25 protein-coding genes are annotated in these 25,805 nt (G+C 52.5%); 20 read left to right on the top strand and 5 right to left on the bottom strand.

The genetic code is table 11. From position 1 onward, the window contains the following. Positions 1-116 precede the first annotated feature (116 nt). Both Q397_RS0101515 and Q397_RS0101520 read right to left on the bottom strand, forming a co-directional pair. Positions 117-1,910 (bottom strand): TRAP transporter permease, encoded by a 1,794-nt coding sequence (locus Q397_RS0101515; protein ID WP_051609598.1) that lies wholly within the window; start codon positions 1,908-1,910, stop codon positions 117-119. Between the two features lie 44 nt (positions 1,911-1,954). Continuing rightward, entirely contained in the window at positions 1,955-2,911 is a 957-nt protein-coding gene (locus tag Q397_RS0101520) for a TAXI family TRAP transporter solute-binding subunit (protein ID WP_028877916.1), read from the bottom strand. Positions 2,912-3,270: 359 nt separating this feature from the next. Here Q397_RS0101520 and Q397_RS0101525 point away from each other — a divergent pair, with 359 nt between their 5' ends. From Q397_RS0101525 to hypF, 20 genes are all read left to right on the top strand, one after another. After that, entirely contained in the window at positions 3,271-4,347 is a 1,077-nt protein-coding gene (locus tag Q397_RS0101525) for a hydrogenase small subunit (protein ID WP_028877917.1), read from the top strand. Beyond that, positions 4,347-6,137, top strand: coding sequence for a nickel-dependent hydrogenase large subunit (locus Q397_RS0101530; protein WP_028877918.1), 1,791 nt, complete (start codon positions 4,347-4,349; stop codon positions 6,135-6,137). Before Q397_RS0101525 ends, Q397_RS0101530 begins: the two co-directional genes overlap by 1 nt. An 11-nt stretch (positions 6,138-6,148) precedes the next feature. Next, a complete protein-coding gene (gene cybH / locus Q397_RS0101535; protein ID WP_028877919.1) occupies positions 6,149-6,850 on the top strand; it encodes a Ni/Fe-hydrogenase, b-type cytochrome subunit in 702 nt (233 codons plus the stop codon). Positions 6,851-7,060: 210 nt separating this feature from the next. Next, the gene (locus tag Q397_RS0101540) at positions 7,061-7,777 is read left to right on the top strand and encodes a HyaD/HybD family hydrogenase maturation endopeptidase (protein ID WP_028877920.1); all 717 of its coding nucleotides are present in this window, start codon (positions 7,061-7,063) and stop codon (positions 7,775-7,777) included. After that, on the top strand, positions 7,777-8,043 hold the full coding sequence (gene hypC, locus Q397_RS0101545; RefSeq protein WP_028877921.1) for a HypC/HybG/HupF family hydrogenase formation chaperone: 267 nt from the start codon (positions 7,777-7,779) through the stop codon (positions 8,041-8,043). Before Q397_RS0101540 ends, hypC begins: the two co-directional genes overlap by 1 nt. Positions 8,044-8,060: 17 nt before the next feature. After that, positions 8,061-8,450, top strand: coding sequence for a thioredoxin domain-containing protein (locus Q397_RS20525; protein WP_051609599.1), 390 nt, complete (start codon positions 8,061-8,063; stop codon positions 8,448-8,450). A gap of 30 nt (positions 8,451-8,480) precedes the next feature. Continuing rightward, a complete protein-coding gene (locus Q397_RS0101555; RefSeq protein ID WP_028877922.1) occupies positions 8,481-9,326 on the top strand; it encodes a hydrogenase expression/formation protein in 846 nt (281 codons plus the stop codon). Then, positions 9,323-9,544 (top strand): rubredoxin, encoded by a 222-nt coding sequence (locus tag Q397_RS0101560; protein ID WP_028877923.1) that lies wholly within the window; start codon positions 9,323-9,325, stop codon positions 9,542-9,544. Before Q397_RS0101555 ends, Q397_RS0101560 begins: the two co-directional genes overlap by 4 nt. Then, positions 9,541-10,155: a [NiFe]-hydrogenase assembly chaperone HybE gene (hybE, locus tag Q397_RS23735; RefSeq protein ID WP_051609600.1), complete on the top strand. Its 615-nt coding sequence runs from the start codon at positions 9,541-9,543 to the stop codon at positions 10,153-10,155. The genes Q397_RS0101560 and hybE overlap by 4 nt, the downstream gene beginning before the upstream one ends. Then, positions 10,155-11,315 carry a nickel-dependent hydrogenase large subunit gene (locus tag Q397_RS0101570; RefSeq protein WP_028877924.1) on the top strand — a complete coding sequence of 387 codons (1,161 nt, stop codon included), beginning with the start codon at positions 10,155-10,157 and terminating at the stop codon, positions 11,313-11,315. Before hybE ends, Q397_RS0101570 begins: the two co-directional genes overlap by 1 nt. Beyond that, positions 11,315-11,656, top strand: a complete 342-nt coding sequence (gene hypA, locus Q397_RS0101575; protein ID WP_028877925.1) for a hydrogenase maturation nickel metallochaperone HypA — start codon at positions 11,315-11,317, stop codon at positions 11,654-11,656. The genes Q397_RS0101570 and hypA overlap by 1 nt, the downstream gene beginning before the upstream one ends. Further along, the gene (gene hypB, locus Q397_RS20535; protein ID WP_051609601.1) at positions 11,656-12,552 is read left to right on the top strand and encodes a hydrogenase nickel incorporation protein HypB; all 897 of its coding nucleotides are present in this window, start codon (positions 11,656-11,658) and stop codon (positions 12,550-12,552) included. The genes hypA and hypB overlap by 1 nt, the downstream gene beginning before the upstream one ends. 3 nt (positions 12,553-12,555) lie before the next feature. Further along, positions 12,556-12,804, top strand: coding sequence for a HypC/HybG/HupF family hydrogenase formation chaperone (locus tag Q397_RS0101585; protein WP_028877926.1), 249 nt, complete (start codon positions 12,556-12,558; stop codon positions 12,802-12,804). Further along, the gene (gene hypD, locus Q397_RS0101590; RefSeq protein WP_028877927.1) at positions 12,801-13,949 is read left to right on the top strand and encodes a hydrogenase formation protein HypD; all 1,149 of its coding nucleotides are present in this window, start codon (positions 12,801-12,803) and stop codon (positions 13,947-13,949) included. Before Q397_RS0101585 ends, hypD begins: the two co-directional genes overlap by 4 nt. Further along, positions 13,946-15,001, top strand: a complete 1,056-nt coding sequence (gene hypE, locus Q397_RS0101595) for a hydrogenase expression/formation protein HypE (RefSeq protein WP_038012600.1) — start codon at positions 13,946-13,948, stop codon at positions 14,999-15,001. The genes hypD and hypE overlap by 4 nt, the downstream gene beginning before the upstream one ends. A 15-nt stretch (positions 15,002-15,016) precedes the next feature. Then, entirely contained in the window at positions 15,017-16,501 is a 1,485-nt protein-coding gene (locus Q397_RS0101600; protein WP_028877929.1) for a sigma-54-dependent transcriptional regulator, read from the top strand. A 20-nt stretch (positions 16,502-16,521) separates the two neighbouring features. Continuing rightward, positions 16,522-17,892 (top strand): PAS domain-containing sensor histidine kinase, encoded by a 1,371-nt coding sequence (locus Q397_RS20540; RefSeq protein ID WP_051609602.1) that lies wholly within the window; start codon positions 16,522-16,524, stop codon positions 17,890-17,892. Continuing rightward, positions 17,893-18,915: an NADH-quinone oxidoreductase subunit B family protein gene (locus Q397_RS0101610; protein WP_028877930.1), complete on the top strand. Its 1,023-nt coding sequence runs from the start codon at positions 17,893-17,895 to the stop codon at positions 18,913-18,915. Further along, positions 18,915-20,360, top strand: a complete 1,446-nt coding sequence (locus tag Q397_RS0101615; RefSeq protein WP_028877931.1) for a nickel-dependent hydrogenase large subunit — start codon at positions 18,915-18,917, stop codon at positions 20,358-20,360. The genes Q397_RS0101610 and Q397_RS0101615 overlap by 1 nt, the downstream gene beginning before the upstream one ends. A 2-nt stretch (positions 20,361-20,362) precedes the next feature. After that, positions 20,363-22,660: a carbamoyltransferase HypF gene (hypF, locus tag Q397_RS0101620; protein WP_028877932.1), complete on the top strand. Its 2,298-nt coding sequence runs from the start codon at positions 20,363-20,365 to the stop codon at positions 22,658-22,660. A 191-nt stretch (positions 22,661-22,851) separates the two neighbouring features. Here hypF and Q397_RS0101625 read toward each other — a convergent pair whose 3' ends face one another. Genes Q397_RS0101625 through dctP form a run of 3 tightly spaced genes read right to left on the bottom strand, consistent with a single transcriptional unit; the run spans position 22,852 to position 25,759 of the window. After that, a complete protein-coding gene (locus Q397_RS0101625; RefSeq protein WP_028877933.1) occupies positions 22,852-24,174 on the bottom strand; it encodes a TRAP transporter large permease in 1,323 nt (440 codons plus the stop codon). 14 nt (positions 24,175-24,188) lie between these two features. Next, positions 24,189-24,719, bottom strand: a complete 531-nt coding sequence (locus Q397_RS20545; RefSeq protein ID WP_038012603.1) for a TRAP transporter small permease subunit — start codon at positions 24,717-24,719, stop codon at positions 24,189-24,191. Between the two features lie 2 nt (positions 24,720-24,721). Further along, the gene (gene dctP / locus Q397_RS0101635; RefSeq protein WP_205618782.1) at positions 24,722-25,759 is read right to left on the bottom strand and encodes a TRAP transporter substrate-binding protein DctP; all 1,038 of its coding nucleotides are present in this window, start codon (positions 25,757-25,759) and stop codon (positions 24,722-24,724) included. Positions 25,760-25,805: the final 46 nt, after the last annotated feature.

The following is a 25,805-nucleotide window of genomic DNA, read 5'->3' on the forward strand; positions in this document are numbered from 1 at the left end:
ATAACTCCCTCGATAAAGAGCATGTCCTGCTTCAGGTACTTTAACTGTGTGGGAAAGTACTAAGTCGGCAAGTTATCTTCTGGTTAGAGATGTCCCCTAACCAGAAGAAGGGCATTTTATAAAAGCGGGAGGCCGAAGAGGATAAGGCCCCCTGCAAGAATGAGAAAGAGCCTGAGAAGAGCGGCTTTTTTAGAGATGACACCGTAGGAAATGGCAAAGAGACCAAGGCCGACTTGTGCGAAGCTGAGAAGGGCATCGCCTGGGGTATCTTCCAGGCCGACAAGGGCAGGGTTGGCAATCATGGCAAGCGGGACAAGGTAAAGTCCGATCCCCAGCGACATGGCGTACAGTGCCACCTTCAGCCAATTTTCCTGCACCAGTCCGGCAGCGATAAAGACTGCGCCACAAACAGGCGGGGTGATGGTGCTGAGGAGCGCAAACCAGAAAACAAATAAATGGGCTTGTAACAGCGGCACGCCCAGTTGGTTAAGCGCTGGACCCGCAACCGAAATACAAATCACATAAGCCGCGGTTGTCGGGACTTCCATCCCCAAGATCAGGCAGGCAATGGCGGTCAGCAACAAGGCCGGCCATAACATACCGTTTGATCCGGCAAGGATGAAGGAGGTTAGCTTGATGCCCAGACCCGTCATCCCCAACACCCCGATAATGAGGGAGGCACAGAGGATGATGGCGGCAATCATCGCGATTTGCTTGCCTGCGGTTACACAGACGGTTTCAAAACGCAGGAGCGTGCGTTTCCAGTCAAAACTGAGTTTGCCGTCAATAAACAACAAGACAGCCCCTGCGAGGATAGACAGGCTCGCGGCATATTGCGGTGTATATCCCGCCCAAAACATGCCGACCAGCAACACTGTAAAGGGGATGAGGAAGAAGGCAGAGGTAATGGCGACGGTGTGCAGGGTAGGGGTGTCGGCGCTATTTAAACCGGACAGATTGTGACGTCCGGCAAAGGCATTGATCCCGCACCAGACAGTTGCGAAATAAAGGATGGCGGGTAAAAGTGCTGCTAGGATAATGGAGGTATAAGGCACGCCCGTCAGTTCCACCATTACAAAAGCACCGGCCCCCATCAGTGGGGGCATAATCTGTCCACCAGATGAGGCCACGGCCTCAACGGCACCCGCAAAGGCACGCGGGTAGCCCAGCCGGGTCATGGCGGGTAAGGTAATTGCCCCTGTGGACGCGACGTTGGCAGAAGCTGAGCCAGAGATCGAGCCAAACAGCGCCGACGACAGGACAGAGACTTTCGCTGCCCCACCTTTAAGCCGTCCGGCGGCGGCGGTTGCGACGTTCATGAAGCCTTGGCCTGCTTCCCCGGAATTGAGGACCGCGCCAAAGATGACGAAAATCGCGACAATATTGACAGAAACACCGGTCAGTTTGCCCCAAAGCCCGCCTTCGGTGATGGTCAGGGTGCCGAGGAAACTTTCCAGCGGCATGCCCGGATGACCAAACTCGCCGGGCAGGTGACTCCCCCAGAGCCCGTAGGCCAAGGCAATCAGCGCCACCAGTGGCATGGGCCAGCCGATGGCGCGCCGTGTCATTTCAAGCACAATCAGAATGAGGACGACCGAGACAATAATTTGCAGGTTCCCTTCCAGATACCCGTACTGGTCCCCCAAAACGTCTTGATAGACGACGATATAAAGGGTTGCCGCCAGCCCCAGCAGACTAAGGATGATCCCGATCAACCGTTCTGTTGGGTTTTTGGCGACCATGACCAAGGCCCAAGGCAGGGCAAGGGCCAGATGCAACGGGCGGCTGACAAGATTGGGGATCAGGCCCGAAAAGATCAGACCGAGATGGAAGAGAATTGAAACGGCCCCCAAGCCTGTCCAGATCAGACGACTGGCAAGCTTGGGTGTGTCATTTTGTGCTGACAACATAATGTCCTGCTGTAACTGTGCTTATAAGGCGTGATTATGGGAACTTATTTTTGGGCGTCAGACAGTGTGACACCTTGTTCCGCATAATATTTAGCCGCACCCGGGTGGATTTTACCTGTGATATTTTGCAGGAAATCCTGAGAAACACCGTTCCACCAAGCCGCATTTGCGCCCATTTTTTCTTTCTGCTGCCAGTATGTTTTGGTCAACAGGTAAGCGGTTTCATCATCCATCGCTGTTGTTGTATAGGCAACAACCGGCAGGGATGTTGTGGCAACGTCTGCATCCTGACCTGTGTAGGTATGGGCAGGGATCATCAGTTTGGTGCGTTTGGTTTGTGCGATTTGTTCGTCGCTGAGGGACAGAAGTTTAACGTCTGCACTTGCTGCTGCTTCAATGACGTTTGGTGCCGGGAAGGACCCTGAGGTAACAAAGCCATCGATCTGTTTGTTTTTAAGGGCGGCAACGGCGTTGGACAGTTCAACGTTTGCCAACTCGACTTTGCCTTCAAGGCCAAACAGTTGCAGGTATTTTGCGCCTTCACGGGCACCAAAAGACCCTTTACCGATCAGAATGTTTTTGCCTTCCATATCTGCAAAGCTGTTGATGCCGCTATCGGCGCGGACAACAAAGTGCATGGTCAAAGACGGGATCGGGAACAGGGCGCGGATGTCTGCAAATTTCGGGTTAGCGCGTTTTTCAAACATCGCCTTGCCTTGTTGCGCAAGGTTGACAAGCGCGGGCGGTGTGGTGAAGACATAGTTGTTGTCACGGCGCACGGCCTCCATCACGTTTTGAACGGAACCTTGACTTTCTTCTACAGTGACAATGATCTCACCGTTTGAGCCTTCTTTGAGGGCTTCGGCAATCTGAACACCCATTTGGAAGTAGGATGAAGAGGTTTTTGCTGATTTATAGGTGATGCGGGTTTCAGCTTGTGCAGATGTAGAAAAAGCCGCCGCGACCATCAGGCCGGCCCCAAGAATTGATTTGAACTTCATGTAAGACTCCCAAAGGTTTTAATAAACTTATGTTTTTTCAATAACATAAGTAATTTCATCAATGATTTCTGCCGGAGTTTAGAATATTTTTCTGTTGAAGGGAAAGTGATAAATCTAAACACCTCCAAGGGTTGATATGACGGGGTATGTCACTACCGTTTTATTGTTTCAATGTGACGGGGTCGGGACTGGAAAGAAAGTTTTCAATCTGCTGTCCACCTTGGTAGGTGGGTTGGGGTGTTGAGCTGTTGCATCTTAAATTATATTTTTAATATCAATGCCTTATTAAATGGCATTATAATTGCTAATTGCTTCCTTATCGCCCAAGCAGGCGCATAGATTTTTAGGGAGGCATGAAGATGCATGAAACGTTTTACGAGGTGATGCGTAGGCAAGGTATTACGCGTCGCAGTTTTTTAAAATATTGCAGTCTGGCGGCTGCGGCTTTGGGCTTAGGTCCAAGCTTTGCGCCGAAAATTGCACATGCGATGGAGACCAAGCCGCGTATCCCCGTCTTATGGTTGCATGGTCTGGAATGTACCTGTTGTTCTGAATCTTTTATCCGTTCTGCACACCCGTTGGCAAAAGATGTGATCCTGTCCATGATCTCGTTGGATTATGACGATACCATCATGGCAGCGGCGGGCGATCAGGCTGAAGCCATCATTCAGGAAACCATCGAGAAATATGACGGCAACTTCATTCTGGCCGTGGAAGGCAACCCGCCGCTGAACGAAGATGGCATGTACTGTATCATCAACGGCAAACCGTTTGTTGAGCAACTCAAGCATACTGCCGAACATGCCAAGGCGATTATTTCGTGGGGATCTTGTGCGTCATGGGGCTGTGTACAGGCGGCCCGTCCTAACCCGACACGGGCAACACCGGTTCATAAAGTACCGGGTCTGGCAAACAAGCCGATCATCAAGGTGCCGGGCTGTCCGCCGATTTCCGAAGTGATGACGGCGGTGATTACGTACATTCTGACCTTTGAAAAGCTACCCGCGCTGGACTCGCAGGGGCGTCCGAAAATGTTCTATTCCCAGCGTATCCATGACAAATGTTATCGCCGTCCGCACTTTGATGCGGGTCAGTTTGTGGAAGAATTTGACGATGAAGGCGCGCGCAAAGGCTACTGTCTTTATAAAGTCGGCTGTAAAGGCCCGACCACATATAACGCCTGTGCCAGCACCCGCTGGAACGGTGGTTTGTCCTTCCCGATCCAAGCAGGTCACCCTTGTATCGGCTGTTCTGAAGACGGTTTCTGGGATAAGGGCAGCTTTTATGAGCGCCTGTCCAACGTACATGGTTTTGGCATTGAAGCGGATGCGGACGAAATCGGCGGGACAGCGGCTGCTGTCGTCGGCGGGGCGGCAGCGATCCATGCTGCTGCAAGTACAGTTAAACGCATAGCGCAAAAAGGAGATGACGCGTAATGTCTACCGTAACAACACCAAATGGTTTTTCGCTGGACACGTCAGGTCAACGCGTTGTTATCGATCCGGTGACACGGATTGAAGGTCACATGCGTTGTGAAGTGAACATCGATTCCGACAATATTATCCGCAACGCGGTGTCTACAGGCACCATGTGGCGCGGTCTGGAAGTGATCCTGAAAGGGCGCGACCCGCGTGATGCGTGGGCCTTTACCCAGCGGATCTGTGGGGTGTGCACAGGGACGCACGCCTTGACTTCTGTGCGTGCGGTGGAAGATGCGTTGAAGATTGAAATCCCGGATAACGCCAACTCCATCCGTAACATCATGCAGCTTTCCCTGCAAATTCATGATCACTTGGTGCACTTCTATCACCTGCATGCGCTGGATTGGGTGAACCCGGTCAATGCGCTGAAGGCGGACCCGAAGGCAACCTCTGAGTTGCAGATGAAAGTGTCGCCCAGCCACGCAAAATCCTCACCGGGTTATTTCCGCGATGTGCAGACACGTATCCGCAAGTTTGTGGAAAGTGGTCAGTTGGGACCATTTAAAAACGGCTATTGGACAAATCCGGCTTACCTGTTGCCGCCAGAAGCGGATTTGATGGCGGTCACGCACTATCTGGAAGCCTTGGACTTCCAGAAAGAGATTATGACCGTTCGTACCATCTTCGGCGGGAAAGACACGCACCCGAACTGGTTGGTCGGCGGTGTGCCGTGTGCCATCAATATGGACGGTGCGGGCGCCCCGATTAATATGGAGCGTCTGAACTATGTCCGTTCCATTTGCGAGCGCACGAAAAAGTTCATCAAAGACGTTTACATCCCTGACCTGATCGCGATTGGCGGCTTTTATAAACATTGGCTGTACGGCGGCGGTATCTCTAACCAAAGCGTGCTGTCTTACGGGGATATCCCGGATCGTGCCAATGATTATTCCCCAGCCAACCTGATGATGCCGCGCGGTGCAATCATCAACGGCAAGCTGGAAGAAGTCCATGAGGTTGATCTGCGTGACCCGAACGAAATTCAGGAATTCGTGCCGCATTCTTGGTATTCCTACCCTGATGAAGCCAAAGGCTTGCACCCTTGGGATGGATTGACGGAACCGAACTTTGAACTGGGGGCTAACTTTAAAGGGACCAAAACCAATATTAAGGAGCTGGATGAAAGCGCGAAATATTCGTGGATCAAAGCACCGCGTTGGAAAGGTCATGCGATGGAAGTCGGGCCGCTTGCACGTTACATCATCGGTTATTCCCAAGGTCATGAGGTCATCACGGAACAGGTCAATGGTCTGCTTAAGACACTGGATGTGCCGGTGGATGCCTTGTTCTCCACATTGGGTCGAACAGCAGCCCGTGCGCTTGAGTCTGAATGGTGCGCGGATATGCAGCTGTACTTCCTGGATAAGTTGATCAACAACATCAAAAACGGTGATACGGCGACAGCAAATACACAAAGCTTCGATCCCAGCACATGGCCGAGCGAAGTGAAGGGTGTGGGCTTTACCGAAGCGCCGCGCGGGGCGTTGGGTCACTGGATCCGCATTAAAGATACAAAGATTGAAAACTATCAATGTATCGTCCCGACCACATGGAACGGCTCGCCGCGTGATAACCAAGGCAATATCGGCGCGTTTGAAGCGGCGTTGTTGAACACAAAGGTTGAACGTGCGGAAGAACCTGTGGAAATTCTGCGTAACCTGCATAGCTTTGATCCGTGCCTTGCGTGTTCCACACACGTTATGTCCGAAGATGGTGACGAGCTGGCAGTGGTCAAAGTCCGCTAGGGAGGTGCGATATGAGTACCAAAATAACGGCACATAAAGAAGAAGCGCATTATATTTACGAAGCGCCCGTGCGTCTTTGGCACTGGGTCAATGCGTTTGCGATTGTGGCTTTGTGCATCACAGGCTATCTGATCGGCAAGCCGTTCCCGTCTGTGCAGGGGGAAGCGAGCGATCATTACATCATGGGCTATGTGCGCTGGATACATTTTGCCTCGGCCTACATCTTGATGGTCGGTTTTGCCGGCCGTGTGTATTGGGCGTTTGTGGGCAATAAGCATGCGCGCCAAATCTTCCTGCCGCCGATCCATAAGCTCGGTTTTTGGCAAGGGGTGGTGCATGAATTGCTCTGGTATGCCTTTATTGTACCGGAACCTAAAAAGTATGAAGGCCACAACCCGCTTGCAGCGTTGATCATGTATTTTGTCTTCCTGTGGGGGATGGTGTTTATGATCCTGACCGGCCTTGCACTTTATGGCGAAGGCACGGGCATGGATTCATGGCAGTTTGACTATTTCTCAAGCTGGATTATTCCGCTGTTTGGGCAAAGTCAGGATGTCCATACATGGCATAGGCTGGTGATGTGGATTTTGATCTGTTTTGCGATCACCCACATTTATGCGGCTTTGCGTGAAGATATCATGTCCCGCCAATCCTTGATCGGCACCATGATTTCCGGCTGGCGCACCTTTAAGGACTCTCGCAAGGACGACTGATCCACTGTTCGGCACTCCTTTACAATCTAAGTGAAAAGAAACCTTCCAGTTTTTAAGTTTAACTGGAAGGTTTCTTTTATTTTGGCGTCTTTTTTAGGGCGCCTTTTTTATAAATATTTTAAATAACAAAGGGTTAGGTAAATTGGCCTGCTCTTTGCTTTACGGTGGATAGAAAAATCGTAAAGTTAATTTACAGGGAGACGGCGTGCGATGACAGAAGACAGCGCCCAAAAAAATGTCCTGATCTTGGGGATTGGCAATTTGCTGTGGGCGGATGAAGGGTTTGGCGTACGTGCCGTGGAAGAACTGCACCGCCGCTATGAATTTGATGACACTGTCAAGCTGATGGATGGCGGCACTCAAGGGATTTACCTTGTGCAGCATGTGCGCGACAGTGACGTGCTGGTGGTGTTTGATGCGGTGGATTACGGGCTGGCACCGGGCACGCTAAAATTGGTGGAAGGCGCGGAAGTGCCGCGCTTTTTGGGGGCAAAAAAAGTCAGCCTGCACCAGACCGGCTTTCAGGAAGTGCTGGCGATGGCAGAAATGTTTGATGAAGCGCCGGAGCATCTTTACCTGATCGGTGTCCAGCCGGAAGAGTTGGAAGATTATGGCGGCAGTCTGCGCGACGTGGTCAAACAACAGATCGACCCGTCGATTGAGGCTGCTTTGTCCTATCTGGAAAAGCTGGGCATCACGGCGCGCAAACGTCCGGTCCCGTTAAGTGAACAGCACACCCTTGGCTGTCAGGTCATGCAGATTGAACGGTATGAAAATGAACGTCCTGCCGAAGAAGCGGCCTGTCGTGTGGGCGATGAACGCCTGATCGTGGATGAGCGCTGGAAAGCCCCTGAAAATTTTGATCGTGAACTGGAAGCTGTCCTTGCAGAGACGCCGGACGGACGCATCTTTGGGGTGAAAGTCTGATGTGCATCGGTGTCCCTATGAAGGTCGTTGAAAGCGGCCTGTTTCAATCCATCTGCGAAGATGCGAAAGGCGCGCGTCACACCATTGACACCATGTTGACGGGGGAACAACCCGAAGGCACGTGGGTGCTGACCTTTTTAGGGGCTGCGCGCGAGGTGCTGGACGAAACCACCGCCAAACAAATTAGTGATGCGCTGGCAGCCTTAGAAGAAGCCATGACAGGAAATGTGCAGGTCGAAAAATACTTTCCCGACCTTGTGAAATAAATAGAGGTAGTAAAAATATGTTTTCCCCCCTTCTTGAATCCGTGATTGAACGCGAAAAAATGCCCGTCGTTGACGAGGCTGCATTGGAAGCGTTCTGCGCAGAAAACGATATGGTCGCCCTGTTGGTTGCGGGTGACTACAAACGGGTCAGCACGGTCAATGACCTTGCCGTGATCCTGCCGGAACTGGTGAAAGAATTTAAAGGCGCGTTTGCCCCTTGCGTTGCATCGCGCGACCAAGAAGCCTTGTTTCAGGGGAAGTATGGCTTTGTCCTGCTGCCGACCCTTGTGTTTTTAAAAGGTAATGAGGTGCTGGGCACTTTGTCCGGTGTCCACGATTGGACCGATTTTATCAACCAGATTAAAGAGATCATCACGCCTGCGCAAAAAACAGATGCCGCTGAATAAGCGCTCCCCCAGATAGAAGGTTTTAAGAATATGACAAACGCAATTCCCGGCTTGGTCGGTCCTGGCACTCAAGCAGATAGCATAGACGGCACCACCCTTGATTATATGGAAATGCCGCGCGATATGGCGACCTTTGCCTTACCCATGGCCCCGGAACCGGAAGATACGATCGGCATGGACGAAGGCAAAGCGGTCTTGAACAAACTCGCAGACGACCTGGATGACTATAAAGTCGGCACACCTTCGTTGACGTATGCCCTCAACGCCTTGGCCCCGTTGGACCTTGGTTTGGTCAATCAGATTTTGGGTGAAGGCGAAGTCTCCATCGTGTGCGGCACTAAGTTTCAAGCCCAAGAGTCTGTGCTGGCGGGCGTCTGGCGGGTGATTGAGGCGCAGGAAGACAGCACCCAGATCAAAGATAAAATCGAAGTCGCGGCCTATCCCGACACCATCATGGCAGAGACGTTCAAGCAGGCAAAAGACACGCTGACACTGGATGACGACTGTCCGGCAGGGGTGATGAACGCGCGCCCTGTCTTAGCCGAGATCAAAGACCGCATGGCAAACTATAAAGTCGGTGATCCGGCCCATGCCATCAACCTGACGCTCCTGCCACAAACTGATGAAGATGTGGCCTATCTGGCTGATAAGCTGGGGGTGGGCAATACCATCATCCTGTCGCGCGGCTATGGCAACTGTCGTGTGTCGTCCACGCAGACGAAAAATGTCTGGTGGGTGCAGTATTTTAACTCCCAAGACGCAACGATCCTCAACTCCATCGAAATTGTGGATTTGCCTGACGTGGTCCGTGCCGCCCAAGAAGATATCGAAGACAGCGCAGAACGCCTGCACGAGATTATGGAGGTTTATACATGAACCTGTCCTTTTCCGGCGGATCCTATGGCGGCGATAATTCCAAAATCGAAGATGATGCGGTTTTGGAATGTAAAATCTGCTGGCATGTCTATGACCCGAAAGAAGGGGATGACTATTGGCAAATCCCGGCAGGCACACCGTTTTCAAAACTGCCGGACCATTGGAGCTGCCCAAACTGTGATGGGCGGCGCGAAGACTTTATGGTGGTGGCCGAATGATCACACCGGCATCAAAAATCGAACTGAAACTTGAAACAGCTTATCGCCTGATTGAGCGCGAACGCATGGACGGCGTGCCGATCCTGAACGCGTGCCTTGAGGTGCAGGCGGTGGATTTTCGATTGTATCAGGGCATGTGGCTGGGCGTGGTCATTACGCCCTGGTTCATGAACCTGATGTTGGTGCCGGATCAGGTGGAAGATCCAAGTGTGTGGGACAAAGAGATCGGCGATAAACGCTCCTTTGATTTTCCCGCCGGACAGTTTGAGTTCATTTTCGGTGAAGACAGTCTGATCGGGAAATATTATAGCTGTTCGCTCTATTCCCCCATGTTTGATTTTGGTGATCAGGAAACCGCTGTGTTGACCGCGCGCGGCGTTTTGGAAATTGCCATGAAACCTGCCGAGATTGACGAGCTGGATGTGGAGCGCGAAAACAGCAAACGCATGGAAGAGATTTGGTCACGCGATGAAGACGTTGAAGAAGCGCAGCAGCCACCTGTCGAGGGATCGTTAGCCAAAGGCGAAGAACCCGACCTGTCACGCCGATCTTTCTTAGGGATGAAGAAGACACAACCCGTGCCTGCTGTGGATGAAGGGACGCAAGCGTGATGGAACAGCGCCTGAGTTTTGATATCACCCGCACGACAGGGGAGGTGCAGTTAAAAGCCCAACTGCCCGGTGACTTGGCGAGTAACTTTGTCGGGCAGGATATTACCGATGTCGTGCAAAAAATTCCGTTGCTGTTTAGTGTCTGTGGGGCGGCGCAAGGGTACGTGGCGACCCAGACGGCGGAAACGATTTTACGAGCTGATGCGGCGTTTGATCGACAGCGCGCATCGGCGCGGGCGTTGCTGGTATTGGCGGAAAAAGGTCGGGAATATGTCCTGCGTTTGTTGATGGAAGCCGCAACCTTGTGCGGTGACAAACCCGGCTTGTCCCGGTTTGCCGCAACTCAGGACTGGCGAGCACGGTTGAGTGAGGCCGGATTTGGGGAGGGCAACCCCTTTGATCTGTTTGTCTCCGTCGATTTGGATCAGGATAGGCTCAATGAACTTATCAACGAAATTGAGGGCTATCTGGTGCACACCGTGTTTGATCGCTTGCTCATGGATTGGCAAAACATCAGCGATGTTGCGACTTTACAGAATTGGACGCAGACATCCGTAAGTGGGGTGGCACGTTTGCTGACCCATTTGTGGTCCCTTGAAAAAGGTGCACCAGACGATAACCAGATTGTCGCTTTAGGTGCTCTGTCCGGTGCGTTGATGTTTGAAAGGGTGAATAAAGCTTCCTTTCGGGCCTCGCCTTTGATTGATGGGCAAGCGGTGGAGACAGGCGCGTTGGCGCGCCAGAAAGACCATCCGTTGATTAAAGCCTTGTTCGCCCATTATGGGCGCGGTGTCTTGGTGCGCTATGTGGCGCGATTGATCGAACTTGCGATGCTCCCCCAACAAATGCGTGCGCTTTTGGACGGGCAGGGGAGAACGCATGAGGGTTTGTGTCAGACGACATGCATGGGCGAGGGGCAGGCGATTTCAAGTCTGGAAACGGCGCGCGGGCGGCTTTATCATGTGATCACGCTGGCAGGACAAAAGGTTTGCGATTATAAAATCCTGTCACCGACACATTGGAATTTCCACGCAAGCTCCATCGCCGTGGAAAAGTTGAAAGAGATAACAGCGCAAAATGCTGACGAGATGAAAGAAAAAGCAGGTATCCTCATTCGCGCGATTGATCCCTGCGTCCAGTATGATGTGAGGGTCCACTGATGCACGAAATGTCCATTTGCGAAAGTATCCTGCAGATCATGGAAGATCAGGCACAGGCACAAAACTTTACCAAGATCGAAAAAGTGCGCCTTGAAATCGGCCCCTTTAGTGGTGTGGAACTGGAAGCCTTGCGCTTTGGTTTTGAGGTCGTCACCCGCAACACACTGGCCGAGAACTGCGTGCTGGAAATTATCGAAACCAAAGGGCAGGCATGGTGCATGGAATGTGCCGACACCGTCCAGATTAATGAACGATATGAAGCGTGCCCCAAATGTGGCGGGCACCAATTACAAGTCAGCTCTGGGGATGAACTCAGGATCAAAGACATGGAGGTCAACTAATGTGTACAGTTTGCGGGTGTGCCCCCGGTGAGGCAAAGATCGACGGTCAGGACCTCATCCATGACCATGACCATCATGACCACGATCATCACCACCATGATCATGCGCACGATCATCATCACGGCGATGACCATTCCCATGTGCATGTGGACGGGCATACCCATCATTATGGTCATGGGCCTGCTCACGCCCACGCCCCCGGCTTGTCCCAAAGCCGCATGGTGGAGATTGAACAAAACATTCTGTCTAAAAACGACAGGTACGCCGATAAAAACCGTGCGCAGTTTGCGGCTCAGTCGATCTTTACACTCAACCTCGTCTCCTCACCCGGGTCCGGCAAAACCACCTTGCTGACCCGCACCTTGACGGATATGAAAAACGATCACAGTCTGTATGTCATCGAAGGCGATCAACAAACCGCCAATGATGCGGAACGTATCCGCGCAACCGAAGTCCCCGCCTTGCAAATCAATACGGGCAAAGGCTGTCATCTGGATGCCCATATGGTCGGGCATGGGCTGGAAAGTCTAGGCGTTGCTGACAATTCCATCCTGTTTATCGAAAATGTTGGCAATTTGGTGTGCCCTGCCGGGTTTGATCTGGGGGAAGCCCATAAGGTCGTGATCCTGTCGGTGACGGAAGGGGAGGATAAGCCCCTTAAATATCCCGATATGTTCCATGCCGCCGATATCATGATCCTGACCAAGACGGATCTGTTACCTTATCTGGATTTTGATGTGGAGGCCTGTCTTGAAAATGCGCGCAAGATCAATCCGAAGATCAAGGTCTTCCAGCTTTCCTCCAAAACGGGGGAAGGGATGAAGGATTGGTATGACTGGATCGAAGCTCAAAAAAATCAGACGGCTGCCACAACTGCCAACGTTTTGGGGGAATAAATCATGTGCCTTGCCATACCTGTTGAAATTGTCAGCATCAAAGCCGACGATGAAACTGCGCTGGTGTCCCTAAATGGGATTAAAAAAGAAATCTCCATTGCTTTGGTTGATGATGTGGAAGTCGGTGATTTTGTGCTTTTGCATGTGGGCTACGCGCTCAACAAAATCAGCCCGGAAGAGGCCGAACGCACCCTTGCCATCATGGCGGAAAGTGGCGTGATTGAACAAACCGTGCGGGAGAACCTGTCATGAAATATGTAAACGAATTTCGCCAGAAAGACCTCGCCCGCACCATCGCGCAAAATATCGCCGCCGAAGTGCGCCCGGGTCGGGACTATCACATCATGGAATTTTGCGGCGGCCACACCCATGCGATCTTTCGCTATGGGGTGCAGGATTTGATGCCGGATAATGTGCATTTTGTCCATGGGCCGGGCTGTCCTGTCTGTGTGCTGCCCATCCCGCGCATTGATAATGCGATCGAGCTTTGCGAAAAACATAATGTGATCCTCTGTACCTATGGGGATATGATGCGGGTGCCGGCGAGCAAGAAAAAAAGCCTGATTAAAGCGAAGGCCGAAGGCGCGGATGTGCGCATGGTTTATTCCACGCAGGATGCTTTAGAGATCGCGCGCAAAAACCCGGACCGCGAAGTCGTCTTTTTCGCCATTGGGTTTGAAACCACAACCCCGCCGACCGCCCTTGCCTTGCGCCAAGCAAAAAAGGAAGGGTTGATGAACTTTTCCGTCTTTTGCAACCATGTGCTGACCCCGTCTGCCATCGGGCATATTCTGGACAGTGAGGATGCGGTGGCTGATCCGGCGGTCAAACTTGATGGCTTCCTCGGCCCGTCCCATGTGAGTTCGGTGATCGGCAGCCAGCCTTATGAGGCGGCGGTTGCCAAATACAAAAAGCCCGTTGTGATCGCTGGCTTTGAACCGTTGGACGTGATGCAAGCAAGTCTGATGCTGATCCGCCAGATCAATGACGGGCGTTGCGAGGTGGAGAATGAATATAACCGCGTTGTCACCCGTGAAGGCAACTTGAAAGCCCAAAAGCTGGTCGCAGAAACGTTCGAGCTGCGCGACGGCTTTGAATGGCGTGGTCTGGGGTGGATGGAAAAAAGTGCGCTCAAGATCAAGCCCGCCTTTGCCGATTGGGATGCTGAAAGGCGTTTTGAGTTAAGTGAAAGTAAGGGCAAAGACGTCAAAGGCTGTGCGTGTCCTGAAATTCTGCGTGGCCTAAAAAAACCGCTGGACTGTAAACTGTTTGGCACCATCTGCACGCCGGAAAATCCGCAAGGGTCTTGTATGGTATCCTCAGAAGGATCTTGCGCGGCCTATTGGTCCTACGGGCGTTTTCGGGGCGGCGATGAAGGTAAGGAGACAGCGGCATGAACCAGATCACAAAGCGTTTTCAAAACAAGCTGAACATTGCTTCTGGTCGTGTGGATATGACCCACGGCGCAGGCGGTCGCGCCATGAACGATCTGATCGAACAGTTGTTCCATAAACATTTGCACAATGACTATCTGGATCAAAAAAACGATCAGGCGATCTTGCCGGCCCCGGCTGCCCATGAACGTCTGGTCATCAGCACCGACAGCCATGTTGTCTCGCCGGTCTTTTTCCCCGGTGGGGATATCGGATCGTTGTCGGTTCATGGCACGGTAAACGATGTCGCCATGTCTGGGGCGCGCCCGCTTTATCTGTCTGCCGGATTTATTTTGGAAGAAGGCTTTCCCTTAGCCGACCTTGAAAAGATCGTGATCTCTATGGCAAAGGCCGCCCGCGATGCAGGTGTTGCGATTGTCACAGGCGATACAAAGGTGGTTGAAAAAGGTAAAGGCGATGGCGTCTTTATCAGCACAACAGGGGTGGGCGTGGTGCCCAATGACCTTGATATCTCAGGGGCAAACGCAAAGGCTGGGGATGCAGTATTGGTAAATGGGACCATTGGGGATCACGGTGTTGCCATCATGTCCCACCGCGAAAATCTGGCCTTTGAAACCGAGATTGTATCTGATAGCGCGGCCCTAAACGGGCTGATTGCCGATATGGTCGCGGCTGTGCCGGATATCCATGTGTTGCGTGACCCGACCCGGGGCGGGCTGGCGTCCACGTTAAATGAAATTGCCCAACAGTCCCAAGTCGGTATAAAACTGCGCGAAGATGATATCCCCGTGCGCGCGGATGTGCAGGCGGCCTGTGAATTTTTGGGGCTGGATGCACTGTATGTCGCCAATGAAGGCAAGGTGATTGTGATTTGCCCGCAAGAACAGGCCGACGCAGCCTTAAAGGTGATGCGCGCGCACCCGTTGGGGAAAGAGGCCGCGCAGATCGGGGTGGTCCATGACGATAAAGACCATTTTGTCACCATGGAAACCGTCTTTGGCGGCGGGCGCATTGTAGATTGGCTCAACGGTGAACAACTGCCGCGGATTTGCTGAGGATTTGGAAGAAAGATGACAGAGACAGTCGCAAACATCCTGATTATTGATGATGAAGTTCGCTCGCTTGAAACGTTGGAGCGAACCCTGTCATTTGATTTCAACATCTATACCGCGTCTAGCATTGATCAGGCCCGACAAATTCTGGCGGATGAATGGGTGCAAATTATCCTGTGTGACCAGTTGATGCCGGAAATGACAGGCGTGGAATTTTTGCAGGAAGTGCGCGAAAAATGGCCCGAAACCATTCGGATTATCATATCGGGCTATACCGAAGCTGAAGATATCATCACCGGGATCAACCAAGCGGGCATCTATCAATATATCACCAAGCCGTGGCAGCCGGACAATCTGATCCTGACCTTGCAAAATGCGGTCAACCTGTTTGAACTGCAACGCCAGAACGAACTGTTGGCGATTGAGCTGAAAATGACCGCTGATAGTGCTCAGCGGATCATCAACGCCAGACGCAACCGCCTGAAAGATGCCTATAAAGATGACAACGGGATCATACGGGCGGAAAACAGTCCGATGGATCATGTGTGTGATCAGATCAGACAAATCGCTGGCTATGATGTATCCGTCTTGTTGTGTGGTGAATCTGGGACGGGCAAAGAGCTGGCGGCACGTGCGCTCCATTATAATTCGCTGCGGTGGGACAAAGCTTTTGTGGTGGAAAATTGCGGCGCCTTGCCCGATGAACTGCTGGAAAGTGAGCTGTTCGGTCATAAAAAAGGCGCCTTTACAGGGGCGGTGAACGACCATACGGGGTTGTTTGAACGTGCAGACGGCGGGACCGTCTTTTTGGATGAAATCGGCGAGGTGTCCCAAGCCTTTCAGGTGAAGTTGCTGCGCGTCTTGCAGGAAGGGGAGATCCGACCCGTGGGCGCGACACGCACGCGCAAAATCGATGTGCGGGTGATTGCAGCGACTAATCGGGACTTGGAACAGGAAGTGCGCGAGGGGCGTTTTCGAAAAGATTTGTATTTCCGCCTTGCTGCGATGACCATCCAGTTGCCGCCGTTGGGGGAACGGCGCGACGATATCCCTGTGCTGGCAACTTACCTGCTGGAACAGGCCATGAAAAACCTGAATAAAAAAGTCACCGGGATCAGCAGCGAAGCGATGGAATGCCTGAAGACCTATCACTGGTCCGGTAATGTGCGTGAACTGCAAAATGAAGTGCAGCGCATGTTGGTGATGGGTAAGGAAAATGAGGTCTTGGGCGCGGATTTACTGTCGCCGCGCGTTCTGATGTCCGTCACACCGGATGAGCAGCAGGGAATGTCGCTGCTGAGTTCCTTTGACGGGACGTTGAAAGAACGTATCGAAAATATCGAAGTTAAAATTCTATATGAGACATTGGTGCGCCATCGCTGGAACAAAACCAAGGCGGCGGAAGAATTGGGGCTGTCGCGGGTCGGTTTGCGTGGTAAGCTGGAACGCTATGGACTTGAAAAGGTTGAGCAACTGCCCGCCGCTGAGGCAGGCAATCGCTAACGTCGAACGAAGGGCAAATCATGGAACCGGCAGATAAATTTGCAGCGTCCCTGTCTCTTCTCGCTCCACATGCCGACGGGGGGCTTGACGGGGGTGATGACAATTCAGATGAAGTCTGGATTGACGTCATCCAGAAGATGGACGGGATTTATGCCGACCTGTTGACGTCCCAAGTTCAGCTGGAAGATAAAAACGAGGAACTGGAGGAAGCCCACCAGTTTATCGACAGTATCTTAAGTTCCATGACTGACGTGCTGGTGGTGTGTGATCTGGATTGCAATATCAAACAGGTCAATGCCGCACTGGTCAGCCTAACCGGGCGCGACAAGGATGATTTGCTGAAAAGACAGTTTGGTGATCTGGTCCATGAAAGTGATGTGGCGGGCTATCACCGTTTTTGTGACAGTATCCTTGATCACCGCGAATTAGCCGATTTTGAACTGTCCCTGACGGATGCAAACGCGCGGGCGGTGCCCTTGTCCTTTAACTGTTCGTGGATGCGCGATCGGCGCAATCGGGTGGTGGGGCTGGTCATCATCGGGCGGTCCGTTGGGGAATTGAAGGCAGCGTACAGCAAACTGGATAAAGCCCACCAGAGCTTGCGTGAAACCCAGCAGCAGTTGATTTTTACCGAAAAGATGGCGGCCCTTGGTCGCTTGGTCGCTGGTGTTGCCCATGAACTGAATAACCCGATCAGCTTTATATCGGGCAATGCCTATGTGCTGAAACGCTACGGGCAAGTGCTGACCCAATATATTGATGCGCTGGAAAGCCGCGCTGATTTGTCCGATTTGCAGGACACCCGCGAGCGCTTGAAGGTGGATAAGGTGCTGCATGACCTTGGCTCCCTCATCGAAGGCACGGTGGAAGGGGTGGAACGGGTCAGCGATATCGTCCATGACCTGAAACGTTTTTCCTCCAAACAGTCAGAACCCAAAAGTGAGTTTGATCTGGTGCCTGTGGTTAATACCGCCAGCAATTGGGTGATCCGATCTGCCAAGGTAAAGCCTAAACTGTTTCATAATGTTGAAGGGCCGGTGCTTGCCATTGCCTTGAAAGGCTATGTCCATCAGATCGTGGTGAACCTGATCCAAAACTCGGTCGACATCTTGGATACGGTGGAAGACGGGGAAATCCATATCGGGTATCGCCGCGAAAACGGCTTTATCTGCGTAGAGGTACGCGATAACGGCCCCGGCATTGATGAAGATATTTTACCCCATATTTTTGAGCCGTTTTTTACCACCAAACCCATTGGCAAAGGCACGGGGCTTGGCCTGTCTGTCAGTTTCAATATGGCGGAAGAATTGGGTGGCAAGTTACTCTGTGCCAATCGTGCTGAGCGCGGGGCGCTTTTTACCCTGATGATCCCGATGAAGGAAGAAGGCTAGATGGCAAAAGCGATGATGCAAAAAAATATGCTCTGGCTACAGTCGGGCGGATGTGGCGGGTGCACCCTATCTTTGATGTGCGCGGAATCACCGGATTTATTAACCGCGCTGGAACTTGCCAATATCCGTCTGGTGTCGCATCCCTCGCTTAATCAAGCCAGCGGGACGGAGACGATCAAGATCCTGCAAGATGTGCTGGATGGCAAGTTGCGCATTGATATCTTTTGCGTGGAAGGATCGATCCTGTTTGGCCCCAATGGGACAGGGCGCTTTCATATGGCAAGCGGATTTGACAATAAATCCATGAAGACCCTGATCGCGGAGATCTCTCAAGTCAGTGAATATGTGGTCGCGGTGGGCAGCTGTGCCGCCTTTGGCGGGATCACCGCAGGTGGGGCGAATGAGGTGGAAGCCCGCGGCATGGCCTTTGATGACGATATCGCAGGCGGCCTGTTGGGGAAAAAGTTTTTAAGCCGCGCAGGATTGCCGGTCATCAATATTTCCGGCTGTCCCATCCATCCCGATTGGGTGATGGAAACGCTCTATCAAATCGCCGCAGACAGTCTAACCCCTGCCGATCTGGATCATTTGGGGCGCCCGCGTTTTATCAGCAATAAGCTGGTGCATCACGGCTGTTCACGCAACGAATATTACGAGTTTAAAGCCAGTGCGGAAAAGCTCTGTGATCTGGGCTGTATGATGGAAAACCTTGGCTGCAAGGGCACGCAAGCGGCAGGTGACTGTAACATTCGCCCATGGAATGGCAGCGGGTCATGTATTTCTGGCGGCTATCCCTGCATTGCCTGTACGGAACCGGGCTTTGAAGAACCGGGCCATTCCTTTGTGGAGACGCCCAAGATTGCGGGCATTCCGGTGGGGTTGCCGACAGATATGCCCAAAGCGTGGTTTGTCGCGCTGGCCTCCCTTGCCAAGGCGGCGACCCCTAAACGCCTGAGTGTAAATGCCACATCAGATAAAATCGCGATTGCGCCGATCAGTAAAAAACATAAAGGGAAGAGCTGATGAGTAAGCTGGTTGTCGGCCCGTTTAACCGCGTTGAAGGGGATTTAAAAGTCAATCTGGATATTGCCGATGGGGTGGTGACGTCTGCGCAAGTGGTGTCCCCGTTGTATCGTGGGTTTGAACAAATCTTACAAGGGCGTGACCCACGCGATGCGCTTGTGTATGTGCCGCGCATCTGCGGGATATGTTCTGTCAGTCAGTCCGTGGCTTCGGCGCGTGCTTTGGCTGCGGTACTGGGGGTGCAGCCGCCGCACAATGGATTGTTGACGCAAAACCTGATCTTGGGCGCGGAAAATGCCGCAGATCATCTGACCCATTTTTACCTGTTTTTCATGCCCGACTTCGCCCGCGAGGTCTATGCGAACGAGCCTTGGCATCCGGAAACCCTAAAACGTTTTCGCGCCATCAGTGGGGAAGCATCCAAAGATTTTTTAAAGGCCCGTGCGGAATTTTTGCATCTGGTTGGGATCATCGGTGGCAAATGGCCCCATACCCTTGCCCTGCAACCGGGTGGCATCACCAAGACCATAGAAAAGCAGGAACAGTTTAAATTGCGCGCGATCTTAAATGCCAAGCGCCGTTTTTTAGAACGCACCTTGTTTGGTTGCCCCCTAGAAGAATTTGCGGCGCTGAAAAGTGAAAGTGATCTGCAAGCCTTAGTGCAGGCCCAAGACACTGATTTCGCGCGGTTTTATCGCATTTCTCAGACCTTGAACCTACAAGACCTCGGCAAAGCCTATGATCGCTTTATGAGCTATGGCGTGGAAAATGGCTGTCAGGCGCAGTTTTTTAAAGCGGGACTGTATCAAGGCGGGCATATTGAACAGCTCAACACCGCGCTGATCACCGAAGATGTGTCCCACAGTTGGATGCGCCACACCACAAAACCATTGCATCCGTTTGATGGACAGACCTTGCCCGCCACCGATGACAATGGCGGTTATAGCTGGTGTAAAGCCCCGCGCATGGATGGACAACCCGTAGAGGTCGGGGCGCTATCCAGACAATTGATCAACCGTCATCCGTTGATTGAAGATTTGGTCAAAAAATATGGGGGCAATGTGCAAAACCGCGTGATCGCGCGCTTGTTGGAAGTTGCCTTGCTGATCCGCCAGATGGAAGACTGGGTGGAAAAACTGATGCCGAGTGAGACGTTTTGCCATCACCATGACGGTAATTTCCCCGATGGCGAAGGCTTTGGTCTTGTGGAAGCCGCGCGCGGGTCCTTGGGCCATTGGCTCAAGGTTAAAGGCGGTAAGATTGAAAACTATCAGATCGTCGCCCCGACCACCTGGAACTTTTCACCGCGCGATCGCGACAATGTTATGGGACCGTTGGAAAAAGCCTTGGTCAACGCGCCGGTGCGCGCAGGCGAAACGGAACCTGTGGCGGTCCAGCATATCGTGCGCTCGTTTGATCCCTGTATGGTCTGTACTGTGCATTAATCATGGGGCAGGGCTGGGCAATACGGGTGACGGGCTTTGTGCAAGGGGTCGGCTTTCGCCCCCACGTCTGGCGCGTGGCCCATGACTTGGGTGTCCGCGGTCAAGTGTTGAACGATGGGCAAGGTGTGCTGATCCGGCTGTGGTGTGACGCGGCGATGCGTGATCGGCTGATGGCAGAACTGCGTGCCAAAGCCCCGCCCTTGGCCCGTATTGAGACGATGACAGTTGCCGCGTTGGCCTTGGATGAAAAGGACTTGGCGGACGGGTTTGAGATCATTACCTCTGCATCAACAGAGATCAAGACGGGCATTGTGCCGGATGCGGCGACGTGCCCCTTGTGTGTGGCAGAGACACTGGATGAACATAATCGACGTTATCTCTATCCCTTTACCAACTGCACCCATTGCGGGCCACGTTTTACCATCATTAAAAAACTACCCTATGATCGCAGCGCAACGACCATGGCGCTTTTTACCATGTGCCCCGATTGTCAATCCGAATATGATGATCCCGCAGATCGACGCTTCCATGCCCAGCCGAATGCGTGTCCCACTTGCGGCCCAACTGTCTGGCTGGAAGGGCAAGACGGGGAACGCTTGGCAGGGGACGGCACGGTCTTAGCGCAAGCGGCAGAGTTGTTAACACAGGGCCATATCCTTGCGATCAAGGGGGTTGGGGGCTTTCATCTGGCCTGTGATGCGACCAACCAACAGGCGGTTGCCACCTTGCGCCATCGCAAAAGACGCCCGACAAAGCCGCTGGCGGTTATGGTTAAAGACATGGCAATGGCCCGCACATTTGCAGAGGTAAATGAGCAAGAAGCAGCGGCCTTGTCACAGGTCGCAGCACCCATTGTTTTATTGGATAAAAAAGCCAGTGCGCTTGCTCCGAACATCGCACAAGGGAACCAAAAAGTCGGCTTGATGCTGGCTTATAGCCCGTTGCATCATGTGTTGTTTCATCATCTGGATATCCCTTTGGTGATGACCTCAGCAAACCGTAGTCATGAACCCCAAGTGATCGACAATCAGGTGGCGCGTGAGACTTTGGGCGACATCGTTGAGTATTATGTGATGCATGATCGGGCCATTGAAAACCGTATTGATGACAGTGTGGTGCGGGTGAATAAAGGGCGTCAGCAGGTGATGCGCCGTGCGCGTGGATTTGCACCTTTGTCCGTGGCGGTGCCCGATGGGTTTAAGACGGATGTATCCGTTTTGGCGGCGGGGCCGGATTTAAAAAATACCTTTAGTCTGTGCACGGGCGAGCAGGTGATCGTGTCGCAGCATATGGGGGATCAGGATAATCTGTTGGCCCATGAGGACTATCGCAAAAACATCACGCTTTATACTAGTTTATATGACTGCCAACCCGATGTGATCGCCCATGATGCCCACCCCGATTATCAACCAACTAAATGGGCGCAGACCAAAAGTGTTGAGACGGGCGCTGAGTTGGTCGCGGTCCAGCATCACCATGCCCATGTGGCAGCGGTGATGGGGGAACATGGCATGGCGCTGGATCACCCCAAGGTCTTGGGCATCGTGCTGGATGGCATGGGCCTGTCCTTAGAAGGCGAAATTTGGGGCGGTGAGTTTCTATATGCCGATTATCACGGCTTTGAACGGCTCGCCCATATCCCCGCGATCCCTTTAATCGGGGGGGATCAGGCCATGAAGCAGCCGTGGCGCAATCTGTATGCTCATCTGGTCCATGCCCTTGGCTGGGATCAGGTGACTGGGAGATTTGGGGGGCTGGAGGTCATACCGCAGTTGGCGGCAAAACAGCTTCGTTTGTGTGATCAGATGATGGAAAAAGACTTAAACAGCCCGTTTGCCAGCAGTGCGGGGCGGTTGTTTGATAGTGTGGCGGCGGCGTTGGGGATTTGTTTTGATCAGATCACCTTTGAGGGGGAAGCCGCGATCGTGCTGGAACAATTGGCGATGCAATCCCCGACAGATGCGATCCTTTATGACATTGCGGGACTCGAAAACTGGTCGGGCCTGTGGTCCGGTATCTTAGCTGATTTGGCTGCGGGGGTGGCGGCAAGCCGGATTGCCGGGCGCTTCCATCGATCCTTGGCGGCGGTTTTATGTGCTGAAGTTGCTGCCTTAGCCTTTGATCATCCCTTTCAGCATGTGGTGTTGACGGGCGGGGTCTTTCAAAACAGCTTGTTGTTGAACGAGGTCAGGGCGGCGTTGAGTGTACGTGGTTTCGAGGTTTGTGTGCCACATGATTTCCCTGCCAATGATGGTGGTCTTTCCCTTGGGCAGACGTTGGTTGCGCTGGCAGGCCGATAGGGTGTCTATTTCAGAATTTTTAAGACCAATTATTCTCTTTAATAGATTAAAAGGATCAATCAAATGTATCAGCCAACCGCAGAAAGGAAGTCAGTTTGTGATTTCGTTTAAGGCAGATGTGGGCTAGCGGTTCAGCCGAAAAAAAACGGTACGCTGTTTAAACGTACCGTCAAGTTAGGCAATTGTGGAGGTTAGTTAAAGATGACGTTGGGGAGCCAGAGCGCGATTTGCGGGAAGGCGACGATCAAGGCCAGACCAATGATTTGTAAAATGACAAATGGAATGGTCGCTTTGTAGAGGTCATAGATCGTGATCTCTGGCGGTGCCACCGAGCGCATATAAAACAGGTTATAGCCAAAGGGCGGGGTCAGATAGGCCGTTTGCATGCTGAGGATAAACAGGACCGCAAACCAGACTGTATCGAACCCAAGGTCGCGCACGATCGGGACAAACAGCGGGATGGTGATAAACACAATCGCAAAATCATCCAGAAACATACCAAGGACAAAATAGCACGCCAGCATGGAGATAATGATCCAGTAAGGCGACAGGTTTGAATCCTCGATCAATTCTCCGATCAAGGCGCCCGCACCCAGCCCGATGTAGATTTTGCTGAAGAACACAGCCGCCAGTGCAATCCACAACAACATCCCCATAATCTGCGTGGTGGAGACCAGCACATCTTTCAGCATGGACATATTAAAGGTGCGATAAACGATGGCGAGTGCGATGGAGCCCGCCGCCCCGATGGCAGAGGCTTCAGACGGGGTCGTCACGCCAAAGACGATACAGCCAAGGACCAGCATAATCAGGATCGCGGGCAGGATCATCGCTTTCATGGAAGCAAGTTTGTCGCGCCAGCCGAGGCGTTCTTCTTCAGCGACGGGGGGGCCGAGTTTGGGGTTGATGCCACAGCGAATGGAGATGTAGAGGACGTAAATCCCTGCCAGCATCAAGCCCGGCATCAGGCCTGCGGCAAAGAGTTTACCGATAGATTCCCGCGCTAAAAAGGCATAGACAATCATCAAGACACTGGGTGGAATAAGGAACCCAAGCGCCCCGCCTGCCATGATGGTGCCACTGACCAGCTTTTTGTCATAGCCGCGTTTGAGCATGGACGGCAGGGCAATGACGCCCAGACTGACGGTTGCTGCACCGGACACGCCGGCCATGGCTGCAAGGATGGCACAGATGAAGACCGTGCCGATGCCCAATCCACCGGGGATGCCGCCCATGAGTTTATGAACCATGCTAAACAGATCATCGGTGATACCGCTTCGTTGTAGCATTAAGCCCATAAAGATAAACATGGGCAGGGCGACGAGGATAAAGTTATCCATGGAGGAAAAAGTACTGGTTGCCAGCATATGCAACCCGTCGGTGCCCCACAAAAGATAGGCGGAACCCGTACCGACGATAAGAAGGCACCATGTTAACGGCGCGCCCATAACGAGCAGCACCAACATGGAGATAAACATGCCCAGAGTGACGAGCAAGGGATCAAGGTCAAGCACAACAGGCTCCTGATTTAAATGAGTTTCTCTTCGTCGCTAGATTTGACGGAGATATCAAGTAACGTGCAGACGTCACGCACAAGCTGCGCTGTTGCCTGTAAAATCATCAGGGCAACGGCAAGCGGCATCATGGCTTTGAAGGGGTATAAGGGCGGTGCCCAAGCACTTTTGGAAGAAAGCTCCCGTATGGCCCAGAATTCTTTTGCAAAATCAAAAACAACGGTAAAGAAAATACAGAACACAACCAGCCCCAACAGGCCGGTCACCACATCAAGGAAAGCGCGCCCGCGTTTGGGGAACAGCCCGTAAATGGCTTCGCTGCGCACATGACCTTGGTGCTTATGTGTATAGACACCCGCTAAAATACAAAAGGTTCCATATAGCATTGTGCTGAGTTCGTGCGCCCAGTTCGTTGGCGCGTCGAAAAAGTATCTGGAGGTGACCTCAAAAACAAGAACACCGATGAGGGCAAGGCACATCCAGCTGACGGCCTTGCCCACAAATTCAGATACCCCATCTTGAAAAGAAAGATATCTTTGTAACATGATTACAGACGTCCGGTGGCAACAGCGACATTCTTGATGATATCAATGGCTTTTTTGTTGCGTTCGGATTTGTCTGCTTCTTCTTTCCACGCATTTTGCGCCGCAGCCGTCAGGGCTTTGGAGTCCGCTTCCGGCAGGCTTGCGATCTCGAAGATGCCTTCACTGATCACGTCCAGCGTGCCGCCCAGGCTCCAGTGATGCTGGTCGTGGGCGAGTTTACGACAGGCTAGTTCCAGCCCCAGTTGCTGTGCTTCACTCAGGGCCTTCCATTTGTCCATATTGATCATCAGACCGTCAACGGAACCCGGATCAACAAGGTTCAGGCGGGTGTAGTATTTTGCAACTTCGTTGAGTTTTAACGTCTTATATTCAAGTGGACCGCCGTAGACGACACCATCAATTACACCACTGGACAAGCTGACATAAAGTTCTTCTGCGGGGACATAAGTCGTTGGAATATCAAATTGCTTGAAAATAGACGCCATTGTGGAAGTCGCGCGGATTTTCATGGATTTGAGGTCTTCAAGGGACTTGACCGGCTTTGTGGTCAGCAATTCGTACGGGCCGTTGAAGATTGGCATCAGGTAATGGACGTTATGTTCGGCGTAGGCTTCACGGACCAGTTCCAGAAGGCCTTTGCGTTCCCAGATGTAGACGGCTTCGTCAAAGTTGGTCCAAGCACCGGGGAAGGCGCTTTCGATTTTGCCGATATCGATCTGACCCGGCCAATAGCCGCCGTACCCCTGCGCCATATCCAATGTGCCTTTTTTAACAGCGGCAAACATTTGATCGTTCGGCACCAGTTCCCCGCCACGGAAATGGGTGATGCGCACGGACCCGTCGGTCATGGTTTTCACCTCATCGGCAAACCCTTTGTGCAGAAAGTCGGTTTCTGTACCCCAGTAGCGTTGCATCCGAAAACGAACCTTCTCGGAAGCGTCGGCGGAGGTGGAAGACAGGATAAACGGGGCAGCTACCGCGCCGCCAACCGATGCCTTAAGAAAATTTCTGCGTTGCATGTCTGTCTGTTTTTTAGACATTTGGGTCTCCTTGTTAAAACTTTTTTTAGGTCTGGCGCATGGCTCA

Source organism: Terasakiella pusilla DSM 6293 (assembly GCF_000688235.1).
GTDB classification, from domain to species: domain Bacteria; phylum Pseudomonadota; class Alphaproteobacteria; order Rhodospirillales; family Terasakiellaceae; genus Terasakiella; species Terasakiella pusilla.

Coding starts and splice junctions, on each gene's coding strand:
- hypC (WP_028877921.1), top strand. CDS start 7,777: ATGTGCATCGGTGTCCCTATGAAGGTCGTTGAAAGCGGCCTGTTTCAA.
- Q397_RS0101540 (WP_028877920.1), top strand. CDS start 7,061: ATGACAGAAGACAGCGCCCAAAAAAATGTCCTGATCTTGGGGATTGGC.
- Q397_RS0101520 (WP_028877916.1), bottom strand. CDS start 2,911: ATGAAGTTCAAATCAATTCTTGGGGCCGGCCTGATGGTCGCGGCGGCT.
- hybE (WP_051609600.1), top strand. CDS start 9,541: ATGATCACACCGGCATCAAAAATCGAACTGAAACTTGAAACAGCTTAT.
- cybH (WP_028877919.1), top strand. CDS start 6,149: ATGAGTACCAAAATAACGGCACATAAAGAAGAAGCGCATTATATTTAC.
- hypE (WP_038012600.1), top strand. CDS start 13,946: ATGAACCAGATCACAAAGCGTTTTCAAAACAAGCTGAACATTGCTTCT.
- Q397_RS0101530 (WP_028877918.1), top strand. CDS start 4,347: ATGTCTACCGTAACAACACCAAATGGTTTTTCGCTGGACACGTCAGGT.
- hypF (WP_028877932.1), top strand. CDS start 20,363: ATGGGGCAGGGCTGGGCAATACGGGTGACGGGCTTTGTGCAAGGGGTC.
- Q397_RS0101515 (WP_051609598.1), bottom strand. CDS start 1,910: ATGTTGTCAGCACAAAATGACACACCCAAGCTTGCCAGTCGTCTGATC.
- hypA (WP_028877925.1), top strand. CDS start 11,315: ATGCACGAAATGTCCATTTGCGAAAGTATCCTGCAGATCATGGAAGAT.
- Q397_RS0101585 (WP_028877926.1), top strand. CDS start 12,556: ATGTGCCTTGCCATACCTGTTGAAATTGTCAGCATCAAAGCCGACGAT.
- Q397_RS0101560 (WP_028877923.1), top strand. CDS start 9,323: ATGAACCTGTCCTTTTCCGGCGGATCCTATGGCGGCGATAATTCCAAA.
- hypD (WP_028877927.1), top strand. CDS start 12,801: ATGAAATATGTAAACGAATTTCGCCAGAAAGACCTCGCCCGCACCATC.
- Q397_RS0101525 (WP_028877917.1), top strand. CDS start 3,271: ATGCATGAAACGTTTTACGAGGTGATGCGTAGGCAAGGTATTACGCGT.
- Q397_RS20525 (WP_051609599.1), top strand. CDS start 8,061: ATGTTTTCCCCCCTTCTTGAATCCGTGATTGAACGCGAAAAAATGCCC.
- dctP (WP_205618782.1), bottom strand. CDS start 25,759: ATGTCTAAAAAACAGACAGACATGCAACGCAGAAATTTTCTTAAGGCA.
- hypB (WP_051609601.1), top strand. CDS start 11,656: ATGTGTACAGTTTGCGGGTGTGCCCCCGGTGAGGCAAAGATCGACGGT.
- Q397_RS20545 (WP_038012603.1), bottom strand. CDS start 24,719: ATGTTACAAAGATATCTTTCTTTTCAAGATGGGGTATCTGAATTTGTG.
- Q397_RS0101570 (WP_028877924.1), top strand. CDS start 10,155: ATGGAACAGCGCCTGAGTTTTGATATCACCCGCACGACAGGGGAGGTG.
- Q397_RS20540 (WP_051609602.1), top strand. CDS start 16,522: ATGGAACCGGCAGATAAATTTGCAGCGTCCCTGTCTCTTCTCGCTCCA.
- Q397_RS0101600 (WP_028877929.1), top strand. CDS start 15,017: ATGACAGAGACAGTCGCAAACATCCTGATTATTGATGATGAAGTTCGC.
- Q397_RS0101610 (WP_028877930.1), top strand. CDS start 17,893: ATGGCAAAAGCGATGATGCAAAAAAATATGCTCTGGCTACAGTCGGGC.
- Q397_RS0101615 (WP_028877931.1), top strand. CDS start 18,915: ATGAGTAAGCTGGTTGTCGGCCCGTTTAACCGCGTTGAAGGGGATTTA.
- Q397_RS0101555 (WP_028877922.1), top strand. CDS start 8,481: ATGACAAACGCAATTCCCGGCTTGGTCGGTCCTGGCACTCAAGCAGAT.